The sequence below is a fragment of the Arenimonas daejeonensis genome (genome assembly GCF_007993735.1).
GTDB classification, from domain to species: domain Bacteria; phylum Pseudomonadota; class Gammaproteobacteria; order Xanthomonadales; family Xanthomonadaceae; genus Arenimonas; species Arenimonas daejeonensis.
Map to the genome: position 1 here is coordinate 1,903,913 of NZ_CP042453.1, position 25,160 is coordinate 1,929,072.

Annotated in this window: 21 protein-coding genes and 3 pseudogenes; 13 read left to right on the forward strand and 11 right to left on the reverse strand. The window is 68.3% G+C overall.

Annotation, left to right across the window (positions count from 1 at the left end):
- The first annotated feature begins 14 nt into the window (after window positions 1–14).
- From rbfA to FRZ33_RS09270, 5 genes are all read left to right on the forward strand, one after another.
- On the forward strand, window positions 15–377 hold the full coding sequence (gene rbfA / locus FRZ33_RS09250; RefSeq protein WP_146909231.1) for a 30S ribosome-binding factor RbfA: 363 nt from the start codon (window positions 15–17) through the stop codon (window positions 375–377).
- A gap of 9 nt (window positions 378–386) precedes the next feature.
- A complete protein-coding gene (gene truB, locus FRZ33_RS09255) occupies window positions 387–1,310 on the forward strand; it encodes a tRNA pseudouridine(55) synthase TruB (RefSeq protein WP_227977736.1) in 924 nt (307 codons plus the stop codon).
- Window positions 1,311–1,454: 144 nt separating this feature from the next.
- The gene (gene rpsO / locus FRZ33_RS09260) at window positions 1,455–1,715 is read left to right on the forward strand and encodes a 30S ribosomal protein S15 (protein WP_139444809.1); all 261 of its coding nucleotides are present in this window, start codon (window positions 1,455–1,457) and stop codon (window positions 1,713–1,715) included.
- A gap of 124 nt (window positions 1,716–1,839) precedes the next feature.
- Window positions 1,840–3,939, forward strand: coding sequence for a polyribonucleotide nucleotidyltransferase (gene pnp, locus FRZ33_RS09265; protein ID WP_146909232.1), 2,100 nt, complete (start codon window positions 1,840–1,842; stop codon window positions 3,937–3,939).
- 97 nt (window positions 3,940–4,036) lie between these two features.
- Entirely contained in the window at window positions 4,037–4,648 is a 612-nt protein-coding gene (locus FRZ33_RS09270; RefSeq protein ID WP_146909234.1) for a CDP-alcohol phosphatidyltransferase family protein, read from the forward strand.
- A 16-nt stretch (window positions 4,649–4,664) separates the two neighbouring features.
- Here FRZ33_RS09270 and FRZ33_RS09275 read toward each other — a convergent pair whose 3' ends face one another.
- Both FRZ33_RS09275 and FRZ33_RS09280 read right to left on the reverse strand, forming a co-directional pair.
- On the reverse strand, window positions 4,665–5,045 hold the full coding sequence (locus FRZ33_RS09275) for a type II toxin-antitoxin system VapC family toxin (RefSeq protein ID WP_265468568.1): 381 nt from the start codon (window positions 5,043–5,045) through the stop codon (window positions 4,665–4,667).
- Between the two features lie 5 nt (window positions 5,046–5,050).
- On the reverse strand, window positions 5,051–5,296 hold the full coding sequence (locus tag FRZ33_RS09280) for a FitA-like ribbon-helix-helix domain-containing protein (RefSeq protein WP_146909237.1): 246 nt from the start codon (window positions 5,294–5,296) through the stop codon (window positions 5,051–5,053).
- Window positions 5,297–5,521: 225 nt separating this feature from the next.
- On the opposite strand from FRZ33_RS09280, the gene FRZ33_RS09285 reads away from it, so the two are divergent.
- The gene (locus FRZ33_RS09285) at window positions 5,522–6,670 is read left to right on the forward strand and encodes a type 1 glutamine amidotransferase domain-containing protein (protein WP_158637176.1); all 1,149 of its coding nucleotides are present in this window, start codon (window positions 5,522–5,524) and stop codon (window positions 6,668–6,670) included.
- Here the strand turns inward: FRZ33_RS09285 and FRZ33_RS09290 are convergent.
- The 6 genes from FRZ33_RS09290 to FRZ33_RS16255 all read right to left on the reverse strand — a co-directional run bounded on the left by FRZ33_RS09290 (window position 6,596) and on the right by FRZ33_RS16255 (window position 12,002).
- The gene (locus tag FRZ33_RS09290; protein WP_146909241.1) at window positions 6,596–8,296 is read right to left on the reverse strand and encodes a SulP family inorganic anion transporter; all 1,701 of its coding nucleotides are present in this window, start codon (window positions 8,294–8,296) and stop codon (window positions 6,596–6,598) included. The genes FRZ33_RS09285 and FRZ33_RS09290 overlap by 75 nt on opposite strands.
- A 122-nt stretch (window positions 8,297–8,418) precedes the next feature.
- Window positions 8,419–8,862, reverse strand: coding sequence for a hypothetical protein (locus FRZ33_RS09295; RefSeq protein ID WP_158637177.1), 444 nt, complete (start codon window positions 8,860–8,862; stop codon window positions 8,419–8,421).
- 45 nt (window positions 8,863–8,907) lie between these two features.
- Entirely contained in the window at window positions 8,908–9,300 is a 393-nt protein-coding gene (locus tag FRZ33_RS09300; RefSeq protein ID WP_146909245.1) for an MAPEG family protein, read from the reverse strand.
- 92 nt (window positions 9,301–9,392) lie between these two features.
- Window positions 9,393–9,968: a hypothetical protein gene (locus tag FRZ33_RS09305; protein ID WP_146909247.1), complete on the reverse strand. Its 576-nt coding sequence runs from the start codon at window positions 9,966–9,968 to the stop codon at window positions 9,393–9,395.
- Window positions 9,969–10,603: 635 nt separating this feature from the next.
- Entirely contained in the window at window positions 10,604–11,419 is an 816-nt protein-coding gene (locus FRZ33_RS16250) for a GntP family permease (protein WP_227977739.1), read from the reverse strand.
- Entirely contained in the window at window positions 11,325–12,002 is a 678-nt protein-coding gene (locus FRZ33_RS16255) for a GntP family permease (RefSeq protein ID WP_227977741.1), read from the reverse strand. The genes FRZ33_RS16250 and FRZ33_RS16255 overlap by 95 nt, the downstream gene beginning before the upstream one ends.
- A gap of 157 nt (window positions 12,003–12,159) precedes the next feature.
- Between FRZ33_RS16255 and FRZ33_RS09315 the strand changes: the two are divergent.
- The 3 genes and pseudogenes from FRZ33_RS09315 to FRZ33_RS17305 form a co-directional block, all read left to right on the forward strand.
- Window positions 12,160–14,381: pseudogene (locus tag FRZ33_RS09315) on the forward strand (TonB-dependent receptor).
- 113 nt (window positions 14,382–14,494) lie between these two features.
- Entirely contained in the window at window positions 14,495–15,469 is a 975-nt protein-coding gene (locus FRZ33_RS09320) for an extracellular catalytic domain type 2 short-chain-length polyhydroxyalkanoate depolymerase (protein ID WP_227978314.1), read from the forward strand.
- Window positions 15,470–17,318: 1,849 nt separating this feature from the next.
- Window positions 17,319–18,698, forward strand: a pseudogene (locus FRZ33_RS17305) (ATP-binding response regulator); the annotation flags it as partial.
- A 240-nt stretch (window positions 18,699–18,938) separates the two neighbouring features.
- Here FRZ33_RS17305 and FRZ33_RS09330 read toward each other — a convergent pair.
- A complete protein-coding gene (locus FRZ33_RS09330) occupies window positions 18,939–20,843 on the reverse strand; it encodes a 3-hydroxybutyrate oligomer hydrolase family protein (RefSeq protein WP_146909249.1) in 1,905 nt (634 codons plus the stop codon).
- A 110-nt stretch (window positions 20,844–20,953) separates the two neighbouring features.
- Here FRZ33_RS09330 and FRZ33_RS09335 point away from each other — a divergent pair, with 110 nt between their 5' ends.
- A complete protein-coding gene (locus FRZ33_RS09335; protein WP_174754949.1) occupies window positions 20,954–21,763 on the forward strand; it encodes a 3-hydroxybutyrate dehydrogenase in 810 nt (269 codons plus the stop codon).
- Between the two features lie 61 nt (window positions 21,764–21,824).
- Window positions 21,825–22,484 carry a response regulator transcription factor gene (locus tag FRZ33_RS09340; RefSeq protein WP_146909250.1) on the forward strand — a complete coding sequence of 220 codons (660 nt, stop codon included), beginning with the start codon at window positions 21,825–21,827 and terminating at the stop codon, window positions 22,482–22,484.
- Between the two features lie 14 nt (window positions 22,485–22,498).
- On the opposite strand, the gene FRZ33_RS09345 is transcribed toward FRZ33_RS09340, so the two are convergent.
- Both FRZ33_RS09345 and FRZ33_RS09350 read right to left on the reverse strand, forming a co-directional pair.
- Window positions 22,499–23,026: a hypothetical protein gene (locus tag FRZ33_RS09345; protein WP_146909252.1), complete on the reverse strand. Its 528-nt coding sequence runs from the start codon at window positions 23,024–23,026 to the stop codon at window positions 22,499–22,501.
- 71 nt (window positions 23,027–23,097) lie between these two features.
- Window positions 23,098–23,865 carry a hypothetical protein gene (locus tag FRZ33_RS09350; RefSeq protein WP_146909254.1) on the reverse strand — a complete coding sequence of 256 codons (768 nt, stop codon included), beginning with the start codon at window positions 23,863–23,865 and terminating at the stop codon, window positions 23,098–23,100.
- A 63-nt stretch (window positions 23,866–23,928) separates the two neighbouring features.
- Here FRZ33_RS09350 and FRZ33_RS09355 point away from each other — a divergent pair, with 63 nt between their 5' ends.
- Complete coding sequence (locus tag FRZ33_RS09355; protein ID WP_146909256.1) at window positions 23,929–24,645, forward strand: hypothetical protein; 717 nt, start codon at window positions 23,929–23,931, stop codon at window positions 24,643–24,645.
- Between the two features lie 3 nt (window positions 24,646–24,648).
- A pseudogene (locus tag FRZ33_RS09360) lies at window positions 24,649–25,081 on the forward strand (hypothetical protein).
- The last annotated feature ends 79 nt before the right edge of the window (window positions 25,082–25,160 follow it).

Here is a 25,160-nt window from a genome sequence, read left to right on the forward strand (position 1 = left end):
GCGCGCCCGAACCCATGGCGACCAAGAGCTTCCATCGCACCGACCGCGTCGCGGCCCAGCTGCGGCGCGACATCGGCCTGATCGTGCACCAGGCGGTGCGCGACCATGGCCTGCCGTCGGTCAGCGTGTCCGACGTCGAGGTGACGCGCGATCTGGCCCACGCCAAGGTCTTCGTCACCGCGCTGCTGGCCGAACAGGGCCCGGCGGCGGTCAAGGCGCTCAAGGAACTGTCGCCCGAACTGCGTTACCAGCTCGGCCAGGCGGTGCGCATGCGCCACGTGCCCGAGATCCACTTCTTCTACGACGATTCGGTCGACAAGGGCGAGCGCATCGAGAAGCTGCTGCGCGAGAACCCGCCCGGTCCTGCCGAAGACTGAGGCCCGCCCGTGGGCCGCACGATCTTCCGCCCGCTCGACGGCATCCTGCTGCTGGACAAACCCGCGGGCCTGAGTTCCAACCAGGCCCTGCAGGACGTGCGCCGCCTGTTCCGTGCCGAAAAGGGCGGCCACACCGGCGCGCTCGACCCCCTGGCCACCGGCCTGCTGCCCCTGTGTTTCGGCGAAGCGACCAAGATCGCCGGCCTGCTGCTGGGCGGCCGCAAGGCCTACGAGGCCGAAGTGGTGCTGGGTCTCACCACCGACACCGACGACGCCGATGGCCTGCCGCTGCGCGAGCGCCCGGTTACGGCGCTGGACCGCGCCACGATCGAGGCGGCATTGCAGCCCTTCCTGGGCCGCATACGGCAGCGCCCGCCGATCTATTCCGCGCTCAAGCAGGGTGGCGAGCCGCTGTACGCCAAGGCCCGCCGCGGCGAGGTCATCGAGGTGCCCGAACGCGAGGTCGAGGTTGATGCCATCGAGCTGCTGTCCCTGGACGGCCCACGCCTGCGCCTGGCCGTAACCTGCGGCTCCGGCACCTATATCCGCAGCCTGGCCCGCGACCTGGGCGAAGTCCTGGGCTGCGGCGGGCACATCGCGGCCCTGCGCCGAACCTGGGTCGAACCGTTCCGGTCCCCGGACATGGCGACGATGGACCAGCTGCAGCAGCTGGCCATGGCGGGCGAGGCGGCCCTCGAGGCCCGGCTGCTGCCGGTCGAGGCCGGGCTGCTGTCACATTTCCCGGCCCTTGCGCTGGATCCGGACCAGGCGCGCCGACTGGGGCAGGGCCAGGTGCTGCCGATCACCGGCATGGCCCCGGCCGAAACGATCAACATCACAGACCTGAACGGCCGGTCCCTCGGCCTGGGCGAGCTGCGTGAAGACGGTTCGCTGCGGCCGAAGAGGCTGTTCCGCTGGGCTTCGGCCCAGTAAGACCTGCTAAAGCCTTGTCCGGAAAGGCCCGCTCGGCTACAATTTCGCGGCTTTCACGAGCACAACCCCAACCGGCGGGCCACGCGGTGCGGCGCCATTTCGGCTCCGTTCCTGCAGGCTGCGCATCACAAGGAAAAACAAACAATGTCCATTGATTCCGCAAAGATCATCGAAGAGTTCAAGCGCGTCCCCAACGACACCGGTTCGCCGGAAGTCCAGGTGGCCCTGCTCTCCGCCCGCATCGACCAGCTGACCGACCACTTCAAGGCGCACAAGCAGGACCACCACTCCCGCCGCGGCCTGCTCAAGATGGTCAACCAGCGCCGTTCGCTGCTGGGCTACCTCAAGAAGAAAGACGCCGCGCGCTACCAGACGCTGATCGAGCGCTTGGGCCTGCGCCGCTAAGGCAAGCATCAAAGACGCGGCGCAGAAATGCGCCGCGTTGCATTTGGGGACCCAGAAGGCCCCGGTGCACCACCGTCGGGCAGGGTGCCCGCCGGACCGATTCCGCAGAGAGGACAACATCATCGTGGCGAAAGTAACCAAGACCTTCCAGTACGGCCAGCACCAGGTCACCCTCGAAACGGGCGAGATCGCCCGCCAGGCCGGTGGCGCAGTCGTCGTCAAGTTCGGCGACACCGTCGTGCTGGTGACCGCAGTCGGCAACAAGAATGCGCGCGAAGGCATGGACTTCTTCCCGCTCACCGTCGACTACCTCGAGAAGTTCTACGCCGGCGGCCGCATCCCGGGTGGCTTCTTCAAGCGCGAAGGCCGCCAGACCGAGCGCGAGACCCTGGTCTCCCGCCTGATCGACCGTCCGATCCGCCCGCTGTTCCCGGAAGGTTTCCGCAACGAGGTCCAGGTCATCGCCACCGTGATGTCCATGAACCCGGAAATCCACGGCGACATCCCGGCCCTGATCGGCGCCTCCGCCGCGCTGGCCCTGTCGGGCATCCCGTTCGCGGGCCCGATCGGCGCCGCCAAGGTCGGTTACGCCAACGGCCAGTACCTGCTGAACCCGACGGTCACCGAACTCAAGACCTCCGACCTGGAACTGGTCGTCGCCGGTACCGCCAACGCGGTGCTGATGGTCGAGTCCGAAGCCCGCGAGCTGAGCGAAGACGTGATGCTGGGCGCCGTGATGTTCGGCCACCAGCAGATGCAGGTCGTCATCAACGCCATCAACGAGCTGGTCGCCGAAGTCGGCGTCAAGCACTGGTCCTGGACCGCGCCGGAAAAGGCGCAGGCCCCGATCGACGCGCTCAAGGCCGCCATCGGCAACAAGCTCGAAGCCGCCTTCCAGGTGCGCGACAAGCTCGAGCGCAAGGACGCCATCTCGGCGGTGAAGAAGGAAGTGCTGGCTTCGCTGGCGCCGCAGATCGAAGCCAACGGCTGGAACGCCGCCGACCTGGCCAAGGAATTCGGCGAGTTCGAATACAGCACCATGCGCGACTCGGTGCTCAAGACCCGCACCCGCATCGACGGCCGCGACCTGGTCACCGTGCGTCCGATCACCGTGAAGACCGGCGTGCTGCCGCGCACCCACGGCTCGGCGCTGTTCACCCGCGGCGAGACCCAGGCGATCGTGGTCACCACCCTGGGCACCGCCCGCGACGGCCAGATCATCGACGCCGTCGAAGGCGAGTCCAAGGACCACTTCCTGTTCCACTACAACTTCCCGCCGTACTCGGTCGGTGAAGCCGGCCGCATGATGGGCCCGAAGCGTCGCGAGATCGGCCACGGCCGCCTTGCCCGCCGCGGCGTCCAGGCCGTGATGCCGTCGATGGAGTCGTTCCCGTACACCATCCGCGTCGTCTCGGAGATCACCGAGTCCAACGGTTCCTCGTCCATGGCCTCGGTCTGCGGTTCCTCGCTGGCCCTGATGGACGCGGGCGTGCCGATCAAGGCGCCGGTGGCCGGTATCGCCATGGGCCTGATCAAGGAAGGCGCGGACTTCGCCGTGCTGTCCGACATCCTGGGTGACGAAGACCACCTGGGTGACATGGACTTCAAGGTGGCCGGCACCGAGGGCGGCATTTCCGCCCTGCAGATGGACATCAAGATCGACGGCATCACCGAAGAGATCATGAAGGTCGCGCTGGCCCAGGCCAAGCAGGGCCGCCTGCACATCCTCGGCGAAATGGCCAAGGTCATCTCGACCGCGCGCACTGAAATGTCCGAGTACGCGCCGCGCCTGCTGACCATGAAGATCCATCCGGACAAGATCCGCGAAGTGATCGGCAAGGGCGGTTCGGTGATCCAGGCGATCACCAAGGAAACCGGCACCCAGATCGACATCCAGGACGACGGCACCATCGTCATCGCCTCGGTCAACGCCGCCGCGGCGCAGGCCGCCAAGTCGCGCATCGAGTCGATCACCAGCGACGTCGAGCCGGGCCGCATCTACGAGGGCAAGGTCGCCAAGCTGATGGACTTCGGTGCGTTCGTCACCATCGCTCCCGGCAAGGACGGCCTGGTGCACGTGTCGCAGATCTCCAACGAGCGCGTCGAGAAGGTTTCCGACAAGCTCAAGGAAGGCGACATCGTCAAGGTCAAGGTGCTGGAAGTGGACAAGCAGGGCCGCATCCGCCTGTCCATGAAGGCCGTGGAAGAGGGCGAGGGCGTCTAAGCCCACGCTTCCCACGCAGGACACGGAAAAGCGGGCTTCGGCCCGCTTTTTCTTTGCCCATTTGGCAGGGCCGGGGGCGGCGGGTAGGATCGGGCCCATGTCCCGCCACTTCTCCATGCTGCGTGAATTCCACCTGGCCGACTGGTTCACGCTGGGCAACGCCTTCTGCGGCACCGGGGCGATCTTCGCGGCCATGCGTTTCCTGCAGGACGGCCACGTGCCTTACCTGCTGTGGGGCATGGCGCTGATCCCGCTGGCCTTCGTCTTCGACGCGCTCGATGGCCGCATCGCGCGTTCGCGCCACACCTCATCCACGCTCGGACGCGAACTCGATTCGCTGTCCGACGTGATCTCCTTCGGCGTCGCACCCGCGGCCCTGGCCTATGCCTGCGGCATGCAGGGCGGCTGGGACTGGCTGGTGCTGTCCTACTTCGTCTGCTGCGGCGTCAGCCGGCTGGCGCGTTACAACGTCACCGCCGAGGCGCTGTCCGAGGGCGGCGACAAGGTGAAGTACTTCGAAGGAACGCCGATCCCGACCAGCCTGGCCCTGGTGGTGGTGCTGGCGATCGCCGCCTGGCAGGGCCGCATCGGCGACGGGCTGTGGCTGGGCAGCGTGGACCTGGGCTGGCAGCTGCACCCGCTGGTGCTGATGTTCGCGCTGTCGGGATCGCTGATGATCAGCAAGACGCTGCACATCCCCAAGCCCTGAACCAAGGAAGGAACCACTACTGCAGCGCCACCGCCAGCTTCGGAAAGGCACGCAGGAGTCTGGCGTCCATGGTCGCCAGCCGGGTTCCGAGTTTCATCGCCAGGGCGGCGAACTCGCAGTCGTAGGCCGAGCAGTCGCTGTCCCGCACCAGTTCGAAGACGCTGAGCGAGTCCACTTCGTATTCCGCACCGGCGAGCAGTAGCTCGGCTTCGTGCTGTATGGCGTGGGCCTGCCCGAACGTCAGGCTGCCGCGTCGCAGGTATCCGGCCAGGATGTTGCGGAACTCGCTTCGCCACAGCAGCGGCGCCGCCCAGTCAGGGTCGCGCTGCAGCAAGGCCTCGGCCGCGGTGGTGTATTCGCCGGGCAGGTAGAGGTAGGCCAGGACGTTCGAATCCACGACGATCATTTGCGCCCTTGCCGCTTCAGCGTGTTGATGTCCTGCGCGAGGAATTTCTCTTTGGACAGGTCCGCACGCAGCTTCCGCGCGCGTGCCAGTCGCTCGCCTGGCGGCACCCGGCTCGGCACCAGCACCGTCTCCAGGCACACGATCGCCTCGCTGTTGAGGCTGCGCCGGTTCATTTCGGCGGACCGCTTCAAGCGTTCGTAGACCTCGTCGGGGATGTTTTTCAGGGTCAATGTCGTGGACATGGCCGGCCTCCAACCAAAGTGGAACCATTATGGTTCCGGTGCTGGGGCGGGTCAATGTCGGAAGCTGGTCCGGTCATCTTCGGTCGCCATCCGGCCGCTGGACGTCGGATCGCGACTTCGTTTCGCGTAAGGAAACGCCCTGCACGGGTTGATTCTGGCTTCACTTCCTCAAGCCATCCTGCCCGCCAAGCGCCCAACGTGGCGGCGCGACTTCGGAGCAGGATCATGTGGAAATTCGTTCGCTGGACGGCCGGGCTGCTGCTCGGCCTGGTGCTGGTGCTGGCGCTGGCCGGCTGGGCCTACGTGGAAAGCCTCGACCTGGAAACGGAACCCCGCGGCAACCCGGCCGCCACGGCCGCCGACCTCGCCTTCGTGCGCGAGGGCGTGCAGCAGAAGCGCGGCCGCATCCTGGCGGTGCTCAGCAGCACGGCGCGTTTCGACCAAGGGCGGCGCAAGGGCGGCTACGAACTGACCGAGCTCTCTCGGGCCTACTGGGTGTTCATAGCCAATGGCTACGAAGTGGACCTCGCCAGCCCGCGCGGCGGCACGCCGCCGCAGGTGCTGGACGAGGACCTGATCGACGCAGATTACGCCTTCCTCAACGACCCGGCGGCCCAGGCCAAGCTGGCCGCCACGATTCCCCTGGCAGAAGTGGATCCCTCGCGCTACGACGCCGTGTACTTCGTCGGCGGCAAGGGCGCCATGTTCGATTTCCCCGGCAATGAAGACATCGCCCGGATCGTGCGCGACATCCAGCCCCGCGGCGTGGTCGGCGCGGTCTGCCACGGGCCGGCGGCCTTGCTCGACATCACCCTGGCCGACGGCACGCTGTTGCTGCAGGGGCGCCGCGTCACCGGCTTCAGCAATGCCGAGGAACTGTTCCTGATCGAGGACGCGCGCACCGCCTTTCCCTTCCTGCTGCAGGAGGCGCTGGCGGCGCAGTCGGCGGGTTTCGTCGAAGGACCGATGTACCTCGACAACACCGTGGTGGACGGCCGTCTGGTCACCGGCCAGAACCCCCTGGTCCACCTGGTCGGTGGCCGAAGCCATGGTGCGCGGGCTGGGCCACGAACCGGTCGCCCGCGAAACCACCCGCGAGGAAACCAGCGTGGACCTGCTGGCGACCTACCACCGCGCCGGTCTCGAGCAGGCGCTGGCCGAAAAACAGGCCGCACCGCCCGGCAGCAAACACCTGCTGCTGATGCACGCGCTGGTGTCCGCCATGCAGTGGCGCCTGGGCGAAGCCTGGGAACTGCAGCGGCTGGCCCGCGCGCAGGCGGCCGTCGTGGACGCGGAAGGCTAGTCCTTCCAGTCCACGCCGTGCTCTTCGACGTAGGCGTCGACCGCGGCGCCGATGGTCGGGTGGAAGTTTGATTCGCCGAAGCGCTCCAGCAGCTCGAACTGCCGCAGCTTGTCCTTCACCGGATCCTTCATCTCGGCGAAGCGCAGTTCGACGCCCAGCTCGCGCAGCGCATGCACCAGCTCGACCAGCATGTCGCCCGAGGTCACGTCGATGCTGGTGACCGGTTCGGCGGCCACGATTACGCGCTTGACCGGCGTGGGCGATCCGGCGACGGCTTCGAGCAGGCGCTGGTGGAACAGCTCGGCATTGGCGAAGAACAGCGGCGCATCCCAGCGGAACAGCACCAGCCCCGGCACCCGCCGCGCGTCCGGATAACGCTTCAGGTCATGGAAGCCGCGGATGCCCTCGGCCCGGCCCAGCACCGCGAAGTGCGGCCGCCAGCCATCCCACAGGAACTCCAGCACCGCCAGCACAATCGCCAGGCCGATGCCGGGGATCGCGCCGAACGCCGCCACCGCGGCGAAACACACGATCGACAGCCAGAACTCCCAGCGCTGGATGCGGAAGATGCGCCGCAGGTCCTTGAACTCGAACAAGCCGATCGCCGCCGCGATCACCACCGCGGCCAGCGCGCTGTTGGGCAGGTCCTGCAGCAGGTTGGGCGCCAGCACCAGCAGCAGGGCGACGGCGATGGCGCCGACCACGCCGGTCAGCTGAGTCCGGGATCCTGCGGCCTCGGCCACCGGCGTGCGCGAGGACGAGCTGCTGATCGGAAATCCCTGGAACAGGCCCGCCGCGAGATTGGCCGCGCCCAGGCCGATCATTTCCTGGTTCGGATCGACATGCGTGCGCGTCTTGGCTGCATAAGTGCGCGACAGCACGCTGGTGTCGGCGAACGCCACCATCGCCACCGCGCAGCCACCGATCACCACCTGCACCAGGTCGGTGTCGCTGATCCAGGGCAGCACGAAGGCGGGCAGGCCCTGCGGCAGCGGACCGAGCACCTTCAGGCCGGAACTGCCGTCGAGGTCGAACGCGGCCACCACGACCGTCGCCGCGACCACCGCGATCAGCAGGCCCGGGATCTTCTTCCACGGTTTGAGCAGCAGGATGATCGCCAGCGTGCCGGCACCGACCGCGAACGCGGTCCAGTTGGCCTGGCCATCGGCGATCGCGCCGAAGATGGCCACCAGGTTGCGCACCGGACCGTCGCTTTCGATCGAAAAGCCGAACAGCTTCGGCAACTGGCTGATCAGCACGGTGAGCGCGATGCCGTTCATGTAGCCGTAGCGGATCGGCTTGGACAGCAGCTCGGTGACGAAGCCGAGCTTCAGCGCGCCGATCAGGATCAATACGCCGCCCGAGACCACGGCCATCATGCTGGCCAGGATCACCGCACGGGCCGGGTCGCCGGCCGACAGCGGCAGCACCACGGCCAGGATCAGCGCCGCCAGCGCCGAATCCGGTCCCAGCACCAGGATCCGGCTCGGGCCGAACAGCGCATAGGCCAGCAGCGGCACGATGGTCGCGTACAGCCCGTAGATGCCCGGCACGCCGGAGGCGACGGCATAGGCGATGCCGACCGGCACCAGCATCGTCGTCAGCACCAGGCCGGCCATCAGGTCCGGCAACAGCCAGGCGGCTTCGTAACGGCGCAGGACCTGCAGTCCGGGCAACCAGCGCAGCCAGCGGGCCATCGGCGAACCTCCGGGGCAGGGGAGCCGGCGCGTGTCGCGCCGGACGGGGTCACGTCCGGATGATGCCGGGGATTGGCGACCGCGTCAGCAGGGACCTTGGGCCAACACCTGCGCCCGGAGCCTCAGTCCGCGTCGGGCCTGAAACACCGCGTCAGCACGTGGTCCGGGCCGGCATGCCGCACCAGCTGCACATGGACCGCCGGGAAGTCGACCCCGAGCGTGTAGGCGATGATTTCCCGCTCCGAACTGCCCGATGTGACGAACAGCGCCGGCAGGCCGTGCAGGGAGAACTGTCCGGCCTTCACGATGTCCGCCCACTCGATGTGTGTGCGCGGCCCCAGGTACCGGCGGCCTTCAAAGCCGGTGGGTGTGATGGACCAGGCGCAGGCCCGCAAGGCCAGGTACAGCAGCGGCCCCAGCACGATGCCCAGGCCGACGGCGATCGCCGCGTAACGGAGCATGGCCTCGATGCCCATGAAGGGGCGGCCATCGAACAGGCTGAGCAGGGAGCCGAAGATCAGCACCACGGCCGCGATGATGGCGAGCAGGCGCGTGGTGAATTTCATGCAGCTCTGCAGGGGTGGGTGGATGGTCATGCCCGGCGGTCTCCGTCAGTGAAGGACCACGACCCACAGCCCGATCGTAGCGAGGAAGTTGATCGTGAACACCAGCCCGCGCAGCCGGACATTGGTGGTGAATATCTGGACGCCGCTATGCACCAGGCGCCCGAGCACGAACACCCAGGCCAGCAGGACCGCGGCCTGGTTTTCCGGTGGGCCCTGCAGGATGAGCAGCAGGCAGGCCACATGGAAGAACAGGGGCCATTCGAACTGGTTGGAGAGGTTGGCGCTGATGCGGGGTTCGATGGCGGCCCAGGGATTGGAGCCGTCCGGGCGCTGGCCGATACCCCAGACCTTGGGGGCGCGGGCGACGGTCAGCAGTACGTAAAGGAGCGAAGCGAGCGCCACATGGGCGGCCATGGGAAGGATGAGCGGGTGTGCCATGGGGCTCCGTCAGCGGCCGATCAGGTACTGGGATCGTCGCACAACATCCGAGATGCGGGCCATCGTGTTCTGGCTCTGATTGGCTAGTTTGACTACTTCCCCGTGGGGCGATGTGCAGCAGACGTTCGGGCATCAATGGCATTTGCAATGGCCAGCGGATCCTCGTCAGTTCCTTCAAGGACCGAAGACAGCACTACACCGCGAATCATCCTGGCCAAAGAGATGCGACCCGCCTTCTCGGTTTCAACCCAGAGATTCTTTCCCTTGATGGAGCAGAAGCCGGCAATAGCCTTGATGCGGTCGTCAGAAATCCCGGCGGGTACGGTCATGGCTGACTGCATGATCGAGGGGACCTCGTCCGGCTTGACGTAGTTGTACTTTCCCGCGGCCCGATCGGCGTAATCATCGATGACGAGGCTCTCGAAGAATTCGTTTCGGAATCTGTCGGGATCCCGTCTATAACCGAGGGCGCCAGCCAGCAGGCGAACACTGCAAGAGTTGGATCGTTCAGTGTGCCCGGGCAGGGCGAGCGCGTCATTGTCGAGGTACGGAGCAAGCCTTTGCAGCTCGATGGACATGGTGCCCGTTCCCGGCAGTTCCTCCGCAGGGACTGGACCCGAGCCAATGAGAAGTGCTGCCAATAGTGTGCCGAGAATGTTGAACGTCATGGCCTAACGCCCGAGTTGAGCCGCGCCGAAGGCGTCGGCTTGAATGAATGGTTAGCGCGCGCTCTCGCGCCGCTGAATGGATGACACATCAATCATGCCAATGTCGCTGTACGAGTATCCCGTAACGATCAGGTTGGGTCCGTAGGCGTAGAACTTGCCGCGGGCCACTACCAGAGATCCTTCGAACTTTCGGTAAGAAGCTGCCCGGTCCGCCGGAACACCAAGATCGATGCAATCCTTTAGGTCCTCTGAGCTCGGGTCAGGACAAAGATAAAAGAGATCGTAGCCAGCGAGCTCAGGAGCTTGCAGGTACCCAGTGACGTAAACCAACGTCTTGTCGTGCAGAACGTCGAGATTGGAAATCGGCTCCGGGGGAACCGAAGCACAGCCCGCCATGAGCAACGATATGAATATACCCGTGCGCATTCCGCCCCTTGGCGCCAACCGTCTGTTGCGCATCTAAAGTGAGGCGCAGGACCGTATGGTTGTTGACGCCGGACGTCGGGTCAAGTCGGAAATCCCAAAGTGTTCAAAGCGCAGGAGGGCGGTTTGCTCCCCACACGCGGCGGCCTGGAAGGGCGGTACTGGCCGGGTTGCCCGTGGTTCGGCCGAATGGCCGCTACCCAGCCCTTCGTTCAGACCCACCCGGTCGCATAGAACACCCCGATGATCACGAACACCGCCATCGTCTTGATGATGGTGATCGCGAAGATGTCCTTGTAGGCCTGCCGGTGGGTCAGTCCGGTCACGGCCAGCAGGGTGATCACGGCGCCATTGTGGGGCAGGGTGTCCATGCCGCCGCTGGCCATGGCGGCCACGCGGTGCAGCACGTCCATCGGGATGTTGGCGGCGTTGGCGTTGGCGATGAAGGTTTCGGCCATGGCGGCCAGTGCAATCGACATGCCGCCGCTGGCCGAGCCGGTGATGCCGGCGAGGGCGGTGACGGTGACGGCCTCGTTCACCAGCGGGTTCGGGATCGAGCCCAAGGCATTGGCCACCACCAGGAAGCCGGGCAGGGCGGCGATGACGGCGCCGAAGCCGTATTCGGAAGCCGTGTTCATCGAGGCCAGCAGCGCGCCGCCGATCGCCGGCTTGGTGCTTTCGGCGAAATGCGTGGCCACGGTGCGCCACGACAGCACCAGCACGGCCAGGATGCCGACCAGCAGTGCGGCCTCGACCGCCCACACCGCGGCGATGCGCGACACCTCCTGCACCACCGGCGCCGGGTCGCCGATGACCGAGGGCACGAATTCGTGGCTGGCGCCGTAGTAGCGCGGGATCAGGATCGTGAACAGCTTGTTAGACACGCCCACCAGCACCAGCGGCAGCAGCGCGATCCAGGGATTGGCCAGGCGGTCACCGGCGAAAGGCGCGGGTTCGTTCAGCAGTTCGGTGCCGTAACCTTCGCCCGCGGCGTGCGCCACGCGCCGGCGCCATTCCAGGTAGAACATGCCCAGTGTCAGGATGAACACGCCACCCAGGGGTGCCCAGCACCGGCGCGGCCCAGGCATCGGTGCCGAAGAAGGACGCCGGGATGATGTTCTGGATCTGCGGCGTGCCCGGCAGCGCGTCCATGGTGAAGGTGAAGGCGCCCAGGGCGATGGTGCCCGGGATCAGGCGCTTGGGGATGTCGGCCTGGCGGAAGAGTTCGGCCGCGAACGGGTACACCGCGAACACCACCACGAACAGCGACACGCCGCCATAGGTCAGCAGCGCGCACACGGTGACGATCGACAGCATGGCCCGTTCCGGCCCGAACAGGCGGATGGTGGCCGCCACGATCGACTTCGAGAAGCCCGAAACCTCGATGAGCTTGCCGAAGATCGCGCCCAGCAGGAACACCGGGAAGTAGAGCTTCAGGAAGCCCACCATCTTGTCCATGAACAGACCGGTGAACATAGGCGCGACCAGGGTCGGGTCGGTCAGCAGCACCGCGCCCATCGCCGCAACGGGTGCGAACAGGATCACGCTGTAGCCGCGGTAGGCGACCAGCATCAGGAAACACAGCGCCGCCAGCACGATCAGGAAGGACATGCCTTCGATTCCCCGGGGAAAGCCAAGGCTGGAGTGTCCGCAGCCCCGCCCGTGCCGGCCACCTGTACCAAGGTACAGGTACCGGGTGCCGTCACCGCGTCATAGTCTGCCTGGCAAGCGGCCAACCGGCCGTCCTTACGCTTGCAAGGGGAGATTCATGAAGCGCAACCACCTCAGCCTGGCCATCGGCCTGACCCTGTCCCTGGGAGCCCTGCAGACGCAGGCCCAGGACACCGCCGCCACGCCCGCTGTTGAAGGCGAGGCGGTCACGCTAGACGCCATCCAGGTCACCGCCCGCAAGCGCGAGGAGACCCTGCAGGAAGTGCCGGTCGCCGTCACCGCCTTCACCGCCGAATCGCTGGACAAGCTCAACGTGCGCGACATCGGCGACCTCGATGCGCTGGTGCCCAACCTCACCATCTACGCCGCGCGCGGTTCCAGCAGCACGGTCACCGCCTACCTGCGCGGCGTCGGCCAGTCCGACCCGCTGTGGGGCGTGGACCCGGGCGTGGGCATCTACCTGGACGACGTCTATATCGCCCGCCCGCAGGGCGCGCTGCTGGACGTGTTCGACGTCGAGCGCGTGGAAGTGCTGCGTGGCCCGCAGGGCACGCTGTACGGCAAGAACACCATCGGCGGCGCCATCAAGTACATCTCGCGCGGCCTTTCCGAGGAAACCGAGGGCACGGCCCAGGTCACGGTCGGCAACTACGGCCAGCTCGACGTCAAGGCGGCCGTCGGCGGCTCGTTCAACGAGACCAGCACCCTGCGTGGTCGCCTCTCGGTGGCCAGCCTCAACCGCGACGGTTTCGGCGAGAACGTCGTCACCAACCAGGAAGTCAGCGACAAGGAAATCCTGGCCCTGCGCGGCCAGCTCGGCGCCTACGTCACCGAGGATTTCAACCTGCAGTTCGCCTTCGACTGGATGGACGACCAGTCCGGCGTGCGCGGCGCGCAGATGCTCGAGGGCAACCGCTTCGTGCCGACCGCACCGCCGATGGACAGCCGTTACGACGTGCGCAACGGCATGCCCAACATCAACGACACCTCGATGGCCGGCGCCTCGATGACCGCCAACTGGCGCCTCAACGACAACTGGAACGGCAAGTACGTGTTCGCCAAACGCGAATCCGACACCGAGACCAACATCGACTTCGACACCACCCAGGCCACCATCGCCGACGTCAAGGCCTTCTACAGCGACGAGCAGGTCACCCATGAAATCCAGCTCAACTACGACGCCGGCGGTCGCCACCGCGGCGTGATGGGCCTGTACGTGTTCGACGGCGAGGCCGGCGGCCAGGTGCTGAACAACTTCTTCGGCCTGCTCTACGGCGACACCAGGGCACGGTCTACACCGACAGCATCGCGGTCTACGGCGACTGGAGCTTCGACGTCACCGAGAAGTTCAACATCGACGTGGGCGTGCGCTGGACCGACGAGGACAAGCGCGCCGACGTGCTCAACCGCGGTTATTCCGACGGCACCTACAGCACGCCGATCTCGGTGGCCGCCGACTTCGACAAGACCATCAACTTCGAGAACATCTCGCCGAAGATCTCGCTGGGCTACCAGGCCACCGACGACATCCTGATCTACGGCCTGGCCACCCGCGGCTTCAAGTCGGGCGGTTACAACATCCGCGCCCAGGCCACCGCCGTGCCGCGTTCGGCCGAGCCCTTCGACGACGAGGTCGTGGACAGCTACGAGGCCGGCGCCAAGATGGCCTTCCTCGACCAGCGCCTGTTCCTGAACCTGTCGGCCTTCCACAACGTCTACGAGGACATCCAGCTGTCGGTCTTCACCGCCTACGACAGCAACGGCGACGGCACCGAGGACGCCTTCTTCGGCGACTTCACCAATGCCGGCGAAGGCACCGTGGACGGTTTCGAAGTCGAGTACCAGTTCCTGCCGACCGAGAACTGGCTGATCAGCGGCAACCTGGCCTGGCTCGACGCCGAGTACGACACTTTCATGTTCGCCGGCGTCAACATCGCCGACGAGCAGGAGTTCACCAACGCACCGGAGTTCTCCGGCGCCATCAACGTCGAATACCGCACCGCGCTGGCCAATGGCGGCCGCCTTTCGGCCCGCGTCGGTTACGGCTACCAGTCGGAAGTGACCGCCACCACCGAGATCGTGCGCGCCGAAGTGCCGCCGAACGGCCGGCCGCCGATCACCCAGGACGGGTACGGCCTGCTCAGCGCCGGCGTGATCTGGAACGTCAACGACCAGTGGTCGCTGTCGCTGCAGGGTTCGAACCTGGCGGACGAGGAGTACCTGACCACCGGTTACAACCTCAACCGCGCGCTGGGCGTCTACACCGGCTTCTACGGTGCGCCGCGCCAGTACAGCCTGACGGCGCGTTACGACTTCTGATGCCAATGTTTCCCCGGGAATTTTCCCAACGGGCCGCGCAAGCGGCCCGTGTTTTTGGTGCCGGTGCCGCGCCGGCGGTCCGGGTTGTTTGTGCCGGCGCGATCTTGTCCGTCGTGTTGACCGGCTGTGCGGATGAGGCGCCGCCGCCACTGCCGGAACTGGTGATCGACCCCGACCGGGTCGCGGTGGCGGGCCTGTCCTCGGGTGCCTACATGGCAACGCAGGTGCACCTGGCCTGGTCGGACCGGCTGCGCGGGGCGGCGCTGGTCGCAGGCGGTCCCTACGGCTGCGCCGGCGGTTCGCTCAAGACGGCGTTGGGGCCGTGCATCACCGCCGATCCCGTGGCGCCAGATCCCGGGCGGCTGGTGGCCACGGTGCGCGAACGCGCGGGAAACGGCGATCTGGCACCACTGTCGGGCCTGGCCGGTGACCGGATCTGGCTGCTGCACGGCGAGCACGACGGCGTGGTGTCTAAGGCGGTGGTGGATGCGGCGGAAGCGGTCTACCGGGAGCTGGGCGACGAAGCCGGCGGCCTGGTGCTGAGCCGGCACGGCGGCGAGTTCGGCCACGTGCTGCCGACCCTGGACGCGGGCGCGGACTGCATCGAAGGCGGTACACCGCACCTGGGCCGCTGCGGCCACGATGCCGCCGGCGAGGCGATGCACGCGCTGTACGGACCCTCCACGAACGTGGCGGCCGAGGCCGGTGGCGAACTGCGTCGCTTCGACCAGGACGCCTACCTGCCCGAAGGCGGCGACGCGCAGCTGGCGGCCGAGGGTTACCTCTACGTGCCGGCCGCCTGTGCGGCGGGCCAGGCCTGTGGCGTGCTGGTGGCCTTCCACGGTTGCGAACAGAACGCCGACAAGGTCGGCGAGGCTTTCGTGCGCGACGCCGGTTTCAACCGCTGGGCGGACGTGCACGGCGTGGTGGTGCTGTATCCTCAGGCGCGATCGAGCTATCTGCCGCTGAATCCGAAAGCATGCTGGGACTGGTGGGGTTACACGGGACCGGACTACGACACCCGTCGCGGCGTGCAGCTGCGTTGGCTGGCCGCGGCCATGGCGGCGCTGGGCGCACCACTGCAGTGAACACCGGCAGTCCGCCGTGCTGACCGACGCCCTGGTCGTCGGTGCCGGCCTGCTCTGGCTCGGCCTGCTGTTCGGTACGGCCTTGTGGGCCGAGCGCCGCCCCGGCCTGCTGTCGAACCACTGGCCGGTGGTCTACAGCCTGTCGCTGGCGGTGTACTGCACGTCCTGGACTTTCTACGGCACGGTGACGCAGGCGCAGCGTTCGGGCTGGCCGATCCCGCCGACCTTCCTCGGCACCATCCTGCTGTACGTGCTGGGCTTCGGCTTCCTGCTGAAGCTGCTGCGGCTGGCGCGCGAGCACAACTCGACTTCGCTGGCCGACCTGGTGGCGACGCGGCTGGGCCGCAATTCCTGGCTCGCCGCCGTGGTCACCTTCGTGGCGGTGCTGGGCATCGTTCCCTACATCGCGCTGCAGCTCAAAGCCGTAGCGATGAGTTACGGCATGGTCACGCGCGCCTCCGACCTGGCACCGCCGCCGTGGCAGGACAGCGCGCTGTACGTGGCGCTGGCGATGGCCTTGTTCGCGATGCTGTTCGGCACGCGCCGCGCGTCCGCCGCCGAACACAACCGCGGGCTGGTGCTGGCGATGGCGGTGGAGTCGTTGCTCAAGCTCGGCGCGATGCTGGCGCTGGGCGCCTTCGTCTGGTTCGGGCTGGACCTGCCGGACGTGCCGGCCGCGCCGCCGCCGCCCGACGGCGCCAGCGGTTTCCCGGCCCTGGTGCTGCTGGGCGCGCTGGCGATGTTCACGCTGCCGCACCAGTTCCACGTCGGCGTGGTCGAGTGCCGCGACGAGTCGCAACTGCGCACGGCGCGCTGGCTGTTCCCGCTCTACATGCTGGTGATCGCGCTGCCGATCCTGCCGCTGGCGCGCGCCGGCGACGCGCTGCTGGCGCCGATCGGCGTGCCGTCCGACCTGTACGTGCTGGCCTTGCCGCTGGCGCAGGGCCACGAGGCGCTGGCGCTGCTGGCCTTCCTGGGCGGCCTGAGCGCGGCCACCGGCATGGTGATCATCTCGACCCTGGCCTTGAGCGTGATGATCGGCAACCACTGGCTGACGCCGTTGCTGGTGCGTGGCGCCTGGGGCGGCGGCGGCAAGGGCGCCGACCTGCGGGGCGCGGTGCTGCTGCAGCGGCGCGTCGGCATCGTCGTGGTGGTGCTGCTGGCCTGGCTGTACAGCCGCGCGATCGCCGGCAGCGATGCGCTGGCCGATATCGGTGCGCTGTCGTTCTCGGGCCTGGCGACGCTGGCGCCGGCCGTGGGCTTTGCCGTGTGGCGGCCGCAGACGCCAGCGCGTGCGGTTCTGGTGGGGTTGGTGGCCGCGGTCCTGGTGTGGATCTGGGTGCTGCTGGTGCCGGCGCTGGCGGAGGCCGCGGGGCATTCGGCGTCCTGGTTGCGTGATGGTCCGTTCGGCCTGGCGTGGCTGGCGCCGGACACGATGTTCGGCCTGGGCGAATGGAGCCGCATCGGCCGCGCCACGGTGCTTAGCCTGGTGACCGGCGGCCTGATCACCTGGGTGCTGGCCTCGCGCCTGGACGTGGCGCCGGACCGCGTGGTCGGCGGCACGCTGTCGGGTGCCGGACTGCGTGAAGTCGCGGCGCGGTTCCTGCCGGCGCAGCGCGTGGATGCGGCGTTGGCCGACACTGGTGCGGAAGCCGCAGTGCCGGCCGAGATCGAACAGCGCATCGAACGCGAGCTGGCCGCCGTGCTGGGTGCGGCCTCGGCCCGCCTGCTGCTCGATGCCGCGCGGCGTGAACAGGGACGCGACTTCGACACCGTCGCCACCATCGTCGGCGAAGCCTCGCAGGCGCTGCGATTCAACCAGCGTGTGCTGGAGGCGGCGCTCGAGAACATGAGCCAGGGCATCAGCGTGGTGGATGCCGAACTGCGCCTGGTGGCCTGGAACCGGCGTTATGCCGAGCTGTTCGACTATCCGGCGCCGCTGCTGCAGGTGGGCGTGCCGGTGGCGGAGCTGGTGGCCCACAACATCCGCCGCGGCCTGGCAGGCGACGGGCGCGGCGACCGCGAAGTGCAGAAGCGGCTGGCGCACATGCGTGCGGGCACGCCTTACGTGGCCGAACGGCGCTTCGGCGACACGGTGGTGGAGATCCGCGGCAATCCGATGCCGGGCGGCGGTTTCGTGGCCACCTTCACCGACGTCACCGATTTCCGGCGCAACGAACAGGCGCTCAAGTCGGTGGCCGAAACGCTGGAACAGCGCGTGGTCGAGCGCACCGCGGAACTGGCCGGCGCCAAGGGCGAGGCCGAACGTGCCAACCGCGCCAAGACCCGTTTCCTGGCCGCGGTCAGCCACGACCTGGCCCAGCCGCTGAACGCCGCGCACCTGTTCGTGCACGCGTTGGCGCCACAGCTGTCGGAGCCGCGGCACAGCGAGGCGCTGGGCAACATCGACGGCGCGCTGGGTTCGGCCGAGGCGCTGCTGGCCGGGCTGCTGGACATCTCGCGGCTTGATGCGGGCGGCATGGAGCCCAAGCCGCAGGTGTTCCGCGTGGACGACGTGCTGCAGCACCTGGCCGCCGAGTTCCGCGTGCTGGCCGCCGAGAAGGGCCTGCCGCTGGACTGCGTGCCCTGCGGCGCCTGGGTGCGCAGCGACCCGCAGCTGCTGCGGCGCGTGCTGCAGAACTTCCTGGGCAATGCGGTGCGCTATACCGCGCGTGGTCGCATCGTGGTCGGCTGCCGCCGGCGGGGCGACACCCTGGCGATCGAGGTGTGGGACACCGGCCCGGGCATCGCCGAAGGCGACCAGACGGTGATCTTCGAAGAGTTCCGCCGGCTCGACCGCGGCGGGCAGGGGCTGGGCCTGGGTCTGGCCATCGCCGAACGCATCGCGCGCCTGCTGGGCCATCCGCTGCGGCTGCGTTCGTGGCCGGGGCGTGGCACCGTGTTCGCGATCGACGTGCCGCGTGCGGCACCGGTGCCGGTTGCGGCTCCCGAGCCGGAAGCCGTCGCGCCGGAACCGCCGCGCAGCCGCGTGCTGGTGGTGGACAACGACCCCGACGTGCTGCGCGGCATGCAGGCCCTGCTGGGCGGCTGGCAGTGCGAAGTGCTGGCAGCGCGCGACGGCGACGAAGCGTCGCGGCTGGTGGCGCGCGCCACGCCGGATCTTCTGTTGCTCGATTTCCACCTCGACGGCGGTGATACCGGCCTGGCCCTGCGCGAACGCCTGGCCTCGGCAATGCCGGCACGCCCCTGCGTGATCATCACCGCCGACCACAGCGCCGAAGTGCGCGACGCGATCGCCGCGGCCGGCTGCGTGCTGCTGCACAAGCCCCCTCAAGCCGCTGGCGCTGAAGTCGGTGATGGCAAGACTGCTCACCCGCTAGCGACTTTCTCCCTCCCCTGCTTGCAGGGGGAGGGCCGGGGAGGGGTGAGCACTTGCGTCGAAGCATCACGCTCCGAAGTTCCCCCCCTCCCAACCTCCCCCTGCAAGCAGGGGGAGGGGCTTGGTGTGCTACGGCAAGATGCCGAGATTCTCGGCGGCCAGCGGCGCCAGTGCGCCGTCCGCGAACTTGCGCGGAGTCGTGGTGATTTCCGCATCGCCCGGCAGCGGCTTGCCTTCGCTCACGGTGGCCCAGGCGGCATCGAGCGCGCGATAGCCGTAGGGCAACATCGGCAGGTAGCGCATGCCCAGCACAGGCAGGCCGAGGAACGCATCGAAGTGCTGGGCGTTGGCCACGCGCCAGTAGGTCACGGGACGATCGTTGGCATCGGCCCAGCGTGCGTAGGCCGCGCCGCTGAACGCCTCCGGCACCAGGCCGTCGTCGGCGCCATGCACCACGATCACCGGCAGGCCGGCGCGGGGCAGGGTGGCGCGGGTTTCTTCGATGCCTGCGCGCACGGCGCTGGTTCCGTCGTCCCACAGGCCACGCAGGCAGTTGAGGCCGGGCAGGGCGGCGTCGTTGCCGCCGGCCTGGCGATCGAGCAGTCCGACGCCGGCGCCGGGCGGGATGCCGCTGGCGTCGCTCCACCAGGCCGCACGTTCGGCGGCGGTCGGTGCGCGTGCGGCACCGTCGCTGCCGAAGGCGGAGAAACCGTAACCGCAGGGCATGGTGTCGGCGCCCGTGCGGGCATAGGACGAGGCGTAGGTGATATTCACCGCGCGCCACAGGTCGAAGCCGGTGCTGAGCGCGCCGGCGGCGAGCGCTGCATCGGTCCAGCCCGCCGCGGTGAGTTTCGCGTGCGCGGCTTCGGCCTGGGCTTCCGGCGTATCACCCTGGATCTTTCCGGCGGCAGCAAGCGATGCGCAGCGCAGCGCGCCGGCCGGATGCTTCGCGCCGTTCGGGCGCGCCATCAGCACGCCGTCGAAGGCCGGGGCGTTGAGCGCGCATGGCATCCACAGCGCGGCCTCGGTGCCGTAGTCGTACAACGCGCGGCCGCCGTCGCCCGGCAGGATGTTGGGCGACACCGCCACCACGGCGTCCAGCCAGTCGCCCCCGATTTCCGCCGCGCGCAGCACCGCGCCGCCGCCGTTGGACACACCGACGGCGATAACGCGCGTGTTGTCGAAAGTCCACGGCCCGGCATCGGGATGCGCGGTCGCCAGCACCTGCAGCGCGAACTGCGCCGCTTGCTGCACGTGCCGCCCCCAGTCGGCTTCCGGGTTGTCGCCGGAGTTCGCGTGTTTCACCGCGATCAAATGCTCGGTGCCGCCCACGGCGGGCACGGAGAATTCCACCGCTTCGCCTGGCGCGGCCAGGCGGCCATCAATGCCGAAACCACCGCCGTCACCGGGCGTGACATACCCCGTGCCCGCACCCTTGTCGGTATAGGCCACCGCGCAGCCGCGCGGCAGGCCCCAGGCGCCGGAAAGTGCGATGGCGCCATAGATGCCGCGCGACCCCGACGAGGCGGTGACCACCACGCAGCGCTTCTGGACATCGAAGGCGTCCGGCAGTTGCACCAGCAACCGGTGCGGCTGATGGCGGCCGGGCAGGGTGGCGAAGGCGTGGTATTCGCGGCCCGGCACCGGCTGCAGCGAGCCGTACACCGTGCCGTAACCGCCACCCGGCGCCAGGTCGGCGATGCCGCGCCAGTTGGTCCAGATCGCGCGGCGGCGCAGTTCTTCCGCGGTCGGCTGGTCGGGGTTCGCAAACGCCGGCGGCACCGGACTGCGCAGGCCCGCTTCGCCCAGGCCCGCGGTCAGCAGGTCGTCGTCGCCGGTATGCGCATGCAGATGGATACCCGCGTCCAGCGCGACTTCCGGCGTGCGTCCGGCGGTGCCGGCGCAGGCGGAGAGCGCGAGCGTGATGGCAATGGCCAGCGTCGGAACGCTGGTGCGGCGCGCACGGCGGTCCCAGGCGGGAACGGGCGTCGGCCGGGTCGGCTGGGGGCGTGTGGGGGGCAGGGTCTTGTCCATCGCCCGACCTTAGCAACCGGGCGCGGTGCGGGCATCGTACCTTGGTACGACGCGCCGTCCGGTGCGGCCTGTTAGGGTGGGGAAATCCCTATCGCCACAAGGACTTCGCCATGAGCGACCCCTTCCTCATCGGCCGCTGCGCCCTGGTCACGGGCTCGACGTCAGGCATCGGCCTGGCCATCGCCTGCGCGCTGGGCGCGGCCGGTGCGCGCGTGGCCGTGAACGGCCTGGGTTCACCCGAACAGATCGCCGCCGCGCTCGATGCCGTGCGCGCCGCCGGCGCCGCCGACGTGTCTCACTTCGGCGCCGACCTCTCCGACGCCGCCGCGGTGGAAACGATGATGGCCGAGGTCGCCGCCTGGGCGCCGGTGGACGTGCTGGTGAACTGCGCCGGCGTGCAGCACACCGCGCCGATCGCCGAGATGCCGGCGGCCACCTGGGACAAGTTGATCGCCATCAACCTCAGCGCCGCCTTCCACACCATGCGGCTGTCGCTGCCGGGCATGGCTGCGCGCGGTTTCGGTCGCGTGGTGAACATCGCCTCGGTGCACGGGCTGGTGGCGTCGGTGAACAAGTCGCCCTACGTCGCCAGCAAGTTCGGCCTGGTCGGCCTGAGCAAGGTGGCGGCGCTGGAATACGCCGGCGCCGGCAACCGCGACAGCGGCGGGGTGACCGTGAACTGTGTCTGCCCCGGCTGGGTCGAGACGCCGCTGATCGAACCGCAGATCGCCGCCAAGGCCCAGGCCGCCGGTGGCGACCGCGACGCCGGAGTGCGCGAACTGCTGCGCGAGAAACAGCCCAGTGGTCGCATGTCCCTGCCCGATGAAATCGCCGACCTGGTGCTGTGGCTCTGCCGCCGGCAGTCGCACAATCTCAGCGGCGCCGCGATCCCCGTGGACGGTGGCTGGACCGCCCAGTAGCGAGCCACGCACGTGGGGTGATCGCCGCCGGAATCCGCCCCGGCTCGCCTACAATCCCGCCATGACCCGCCTGTTGATCGCCGACGACCACCCGCTGTACCGCCTGGCCCTGACCCAGGCCGTGCGCGGCGTGCTGCCCGACGCGCAGATACTGGAGGCCGAGGACCTGCCCGGCGTGCAGGCGGCGCTGGCGGCCCATCCCGACGTGGACCTGGTGCTGCTGGACCTGCACATGCCCGGCAGCCACGGACTGATGGGCCTGGCCTCGCTGCGGGCCGAACATCCCGGCATTGCGGTGGCGATGATTTCCGCGCACGAAGACCCGGCCACCATCCGCCGCGCGCTGGCCTATGGCGCCGCCGGTTACCTGACCAAACGCGCCGACCTGGCCGAACTGCAGGCCGGCCTGCGCGCCGTGCTGGCCTGCGAGGAATGGCTGCCACCGGCGTTGCGCGAACCGGTGGCGCGCATCAGCGCCGATCCCGGCGACCGCGAAACGGCGGCGAAACTCGCCACGCTCAGCCCGCAGCAGTTCAAGGTGCTGACGCGCGTGGCCGAGGGCCGGCTCAACAAGCAGATCGCCGACGAACTCGGCATCCAGGAACGCACGGTGAAGGCGCACATGAGCGCCATCTTCGAAAAACTCGGCGTTCGCAACCGCACCCAGGCTGGCGTGCTGCTGGGTTCGCTGGCGCTGGCGGATCCGGCGCGCGAAGCCTGAGCCCGGTGGCGCGCTCAGCGCCAGAACGGAATGCGGTATGGCTTGGGCGGCTCGTCCGCGTCCTTGCGACGGTTGCGCGGCGCGCGCAGCAGCGTCAGTTCGTGCCGGCCGACCGGAAGATCGCTGACCGGGATCATCGCGATCATGCCGCGCTGCCCGGTGCGCGGGTCTTCGGCGGCATCGAAGCGGATGTCCACGGGCTTTGCGTCGATCGCCACGGCGTGGATCGCCGCCAGGCAGTCCAGCCGCGCCCGCGGGCCCGTGTCGTCCTCGTTCGCCAGCGCCTCGGGGCAGCGGATGGCCATGGCCTTGTTATGGCGCAGGGGCAGGTAGGGCACGAACAGCCGCAGGTAGTTGCCGCGGACCACCGGGTCGGGGATGTGCGGCAGCGGATCCATGCGCACCGCGCCGTCGCGCTGGCTGTCGTAGTGCAGGGGCAACAGCGTATCCATGGCCATCGGAACGTCGTCCGGAAGCCCGGCGAAATCGCCGGCGCTCCAGCCCAGCCGTTCCGACATGATCTGCCAGATCACGAGAGCCATGACCGCGGTCATGACGACACCGATGACGATGGCGGTGCGCCGGTTGCCTTCGTTGCTGCTGTAAAGCGTGATCAGGGTGTTGTTTGTGCGGTTGAAGCCCAGCCGGCTGTAAAAGCGGAAAAAGCGCGCGCCGAGCGTCCCGTCCGGGAATCCAGGCCCGCGGCGGCCCCCTTTGACTTGTCCCAGGCCACCAGCGCGACAAACACCAACATGACCAGCATGCCCAGCACGACCATGACCACCATGGCGTGCACACCGTCGCCACCCAGCATCTCGTACAACCCCACGACCACCATGATCGCCGCCACCACCACCATCGGCATCAGCATCAACGTGGCCATGCCAAAACCCAGACCGAAGGCGATGCTTGCGCGGTTGTCCGCCCGTTCGATCACGGTATCGATTTCGCCGGTCATTTCCCGACTGCTGGCGAGGAAGTGCGGACCGAGCTTGCTGGTCAAGCGGTCCCAGCGGAAACCCTCCGGATAGACCGAATGCAGGCCGACCAGGGCCACCCAATAACCGCGCAGGCACAGGTGCACGATGAAGGTGGCGATCAGGGTCAGCAGCGAGAACTTGACGTAGACCCACAACGAAGGCGTTAGCGTCGCGACGGCGAAGTTGCTCGAATTGTAGAAGCCGAACAGCAGCCGGTCGGCCTGCGCGGGCAACTGCAGCAGGCCGAAGACAGTCGCGCCCGACACCAGCAATTCCATTTCCCATGTGGGCGTGGTGCGGTTCGGGACCTGGTTGGCAGGTGGCGGCGCCGGATCGTGCGGTGTCATGGAGTTCCCCCTGAGGACCAGGCTAGCGTCGCAGAAGGCGCGGGTGGGGGACAAGCCACGCGATGTTAGGATGCCCGCCGCAATCCGGCGTGGCCGGGCAACAGGGGACAACCAGGCGTGAAGAAGCTGCTCATCGTGGTGGTGCTGCTGATCGTGGCGGCGGTGGTCTACAAGGAAATGGGTTCGTCCGATGCGCCGATCATGCGGCGGCTGAGCGGCGAGATCGTCAACCCATATCCGCCCGGTTCGGCCCTGCATGCGCAGCAGCAGGAATTCGTCGACCGCTTCAATGCCGACCCGGCCCTGCGCGAGCGCTTCGCGGGTACCTTCACCAGCAAGGGCCTGTATGCCGAGATGAACCGGGCGCTCAAGCGTGGCGCACGTTCGCTGGGCTCGGCGCAGCTGATCTCGGTGACCCGGGCGATGGCCGCGGTCATCCCGCGCCTGCCGCAGAAGAGCTGCGCCAAGCTGATCCGCCCGCGCGACGATTTCGACCGCGAACTCGGCGCCGATTTCCGCGCCGCACTCGAGCGCCTGCCGCCGGTGCACCACCGCAATTTCTGGAACTTCTACCTCGACGCGCTCAAGTCCGAGATCGAGCAGCGGCCGGAACTGCCGGTGAACAAGACCGCGCAGCAGATGGCGCTGAACGAACTGGGTGCACGTTATCCCGGCCAGTTCGGCGACCGCCTGCTCGGCGTGATCAACAACCCGACCGGCTCCGCCGATGAAGACGCCTGCTGGGCGATCAATTCGATGGTGCACACCTCGACCCAGCTGTCGCCCGACCATGCCGAAGTACTGGCGCGCCTGATCTGGGGCGGCGTGGACTGAGCCATGCCGGGCCTGGGCCGCCAGCTGGTGTTCGCGCTGGGCGTGGTCTGGGCCAGCCCGATGACGGCGGCCGGCCTGCTGGCCGGGCTGGTCGCGCTGCCGTTCGGGGCGCGGGCCCGGGTGTCCGATGCGGCCCTGGTGTTCCACCACTACCCTGGGGCCCGGGCGGCGCGCTGACCCTGGGCAACGTGATCCTGCATACCGGCGCCTCGCTGGATGAAAGCGCCGTCACCTACGCCTGCCGCGCCCGCGGCGGCCGCGACGAATGCATGCGCCTGGGCGACCACGAGCGTGCCCGTGTACCAGTCCCCTGGTGCTGGGCCCGCTGTTCCTGCCCCTGTATTTCGCCTGCGGCGGCATCAGCCACCGCAACCGCTTCGAACAGGCCGCGGATCGTTACGCGCTGACCGGCAGCGGCTGGTGGCCCTGGCCCTAGCTCCTCCCCCTGCTTGCAGGGGGAGGCCGGGAGGGGGTGGAACTTCGAAGCCAGGACTCACCCCACCCCAACCCTCCCC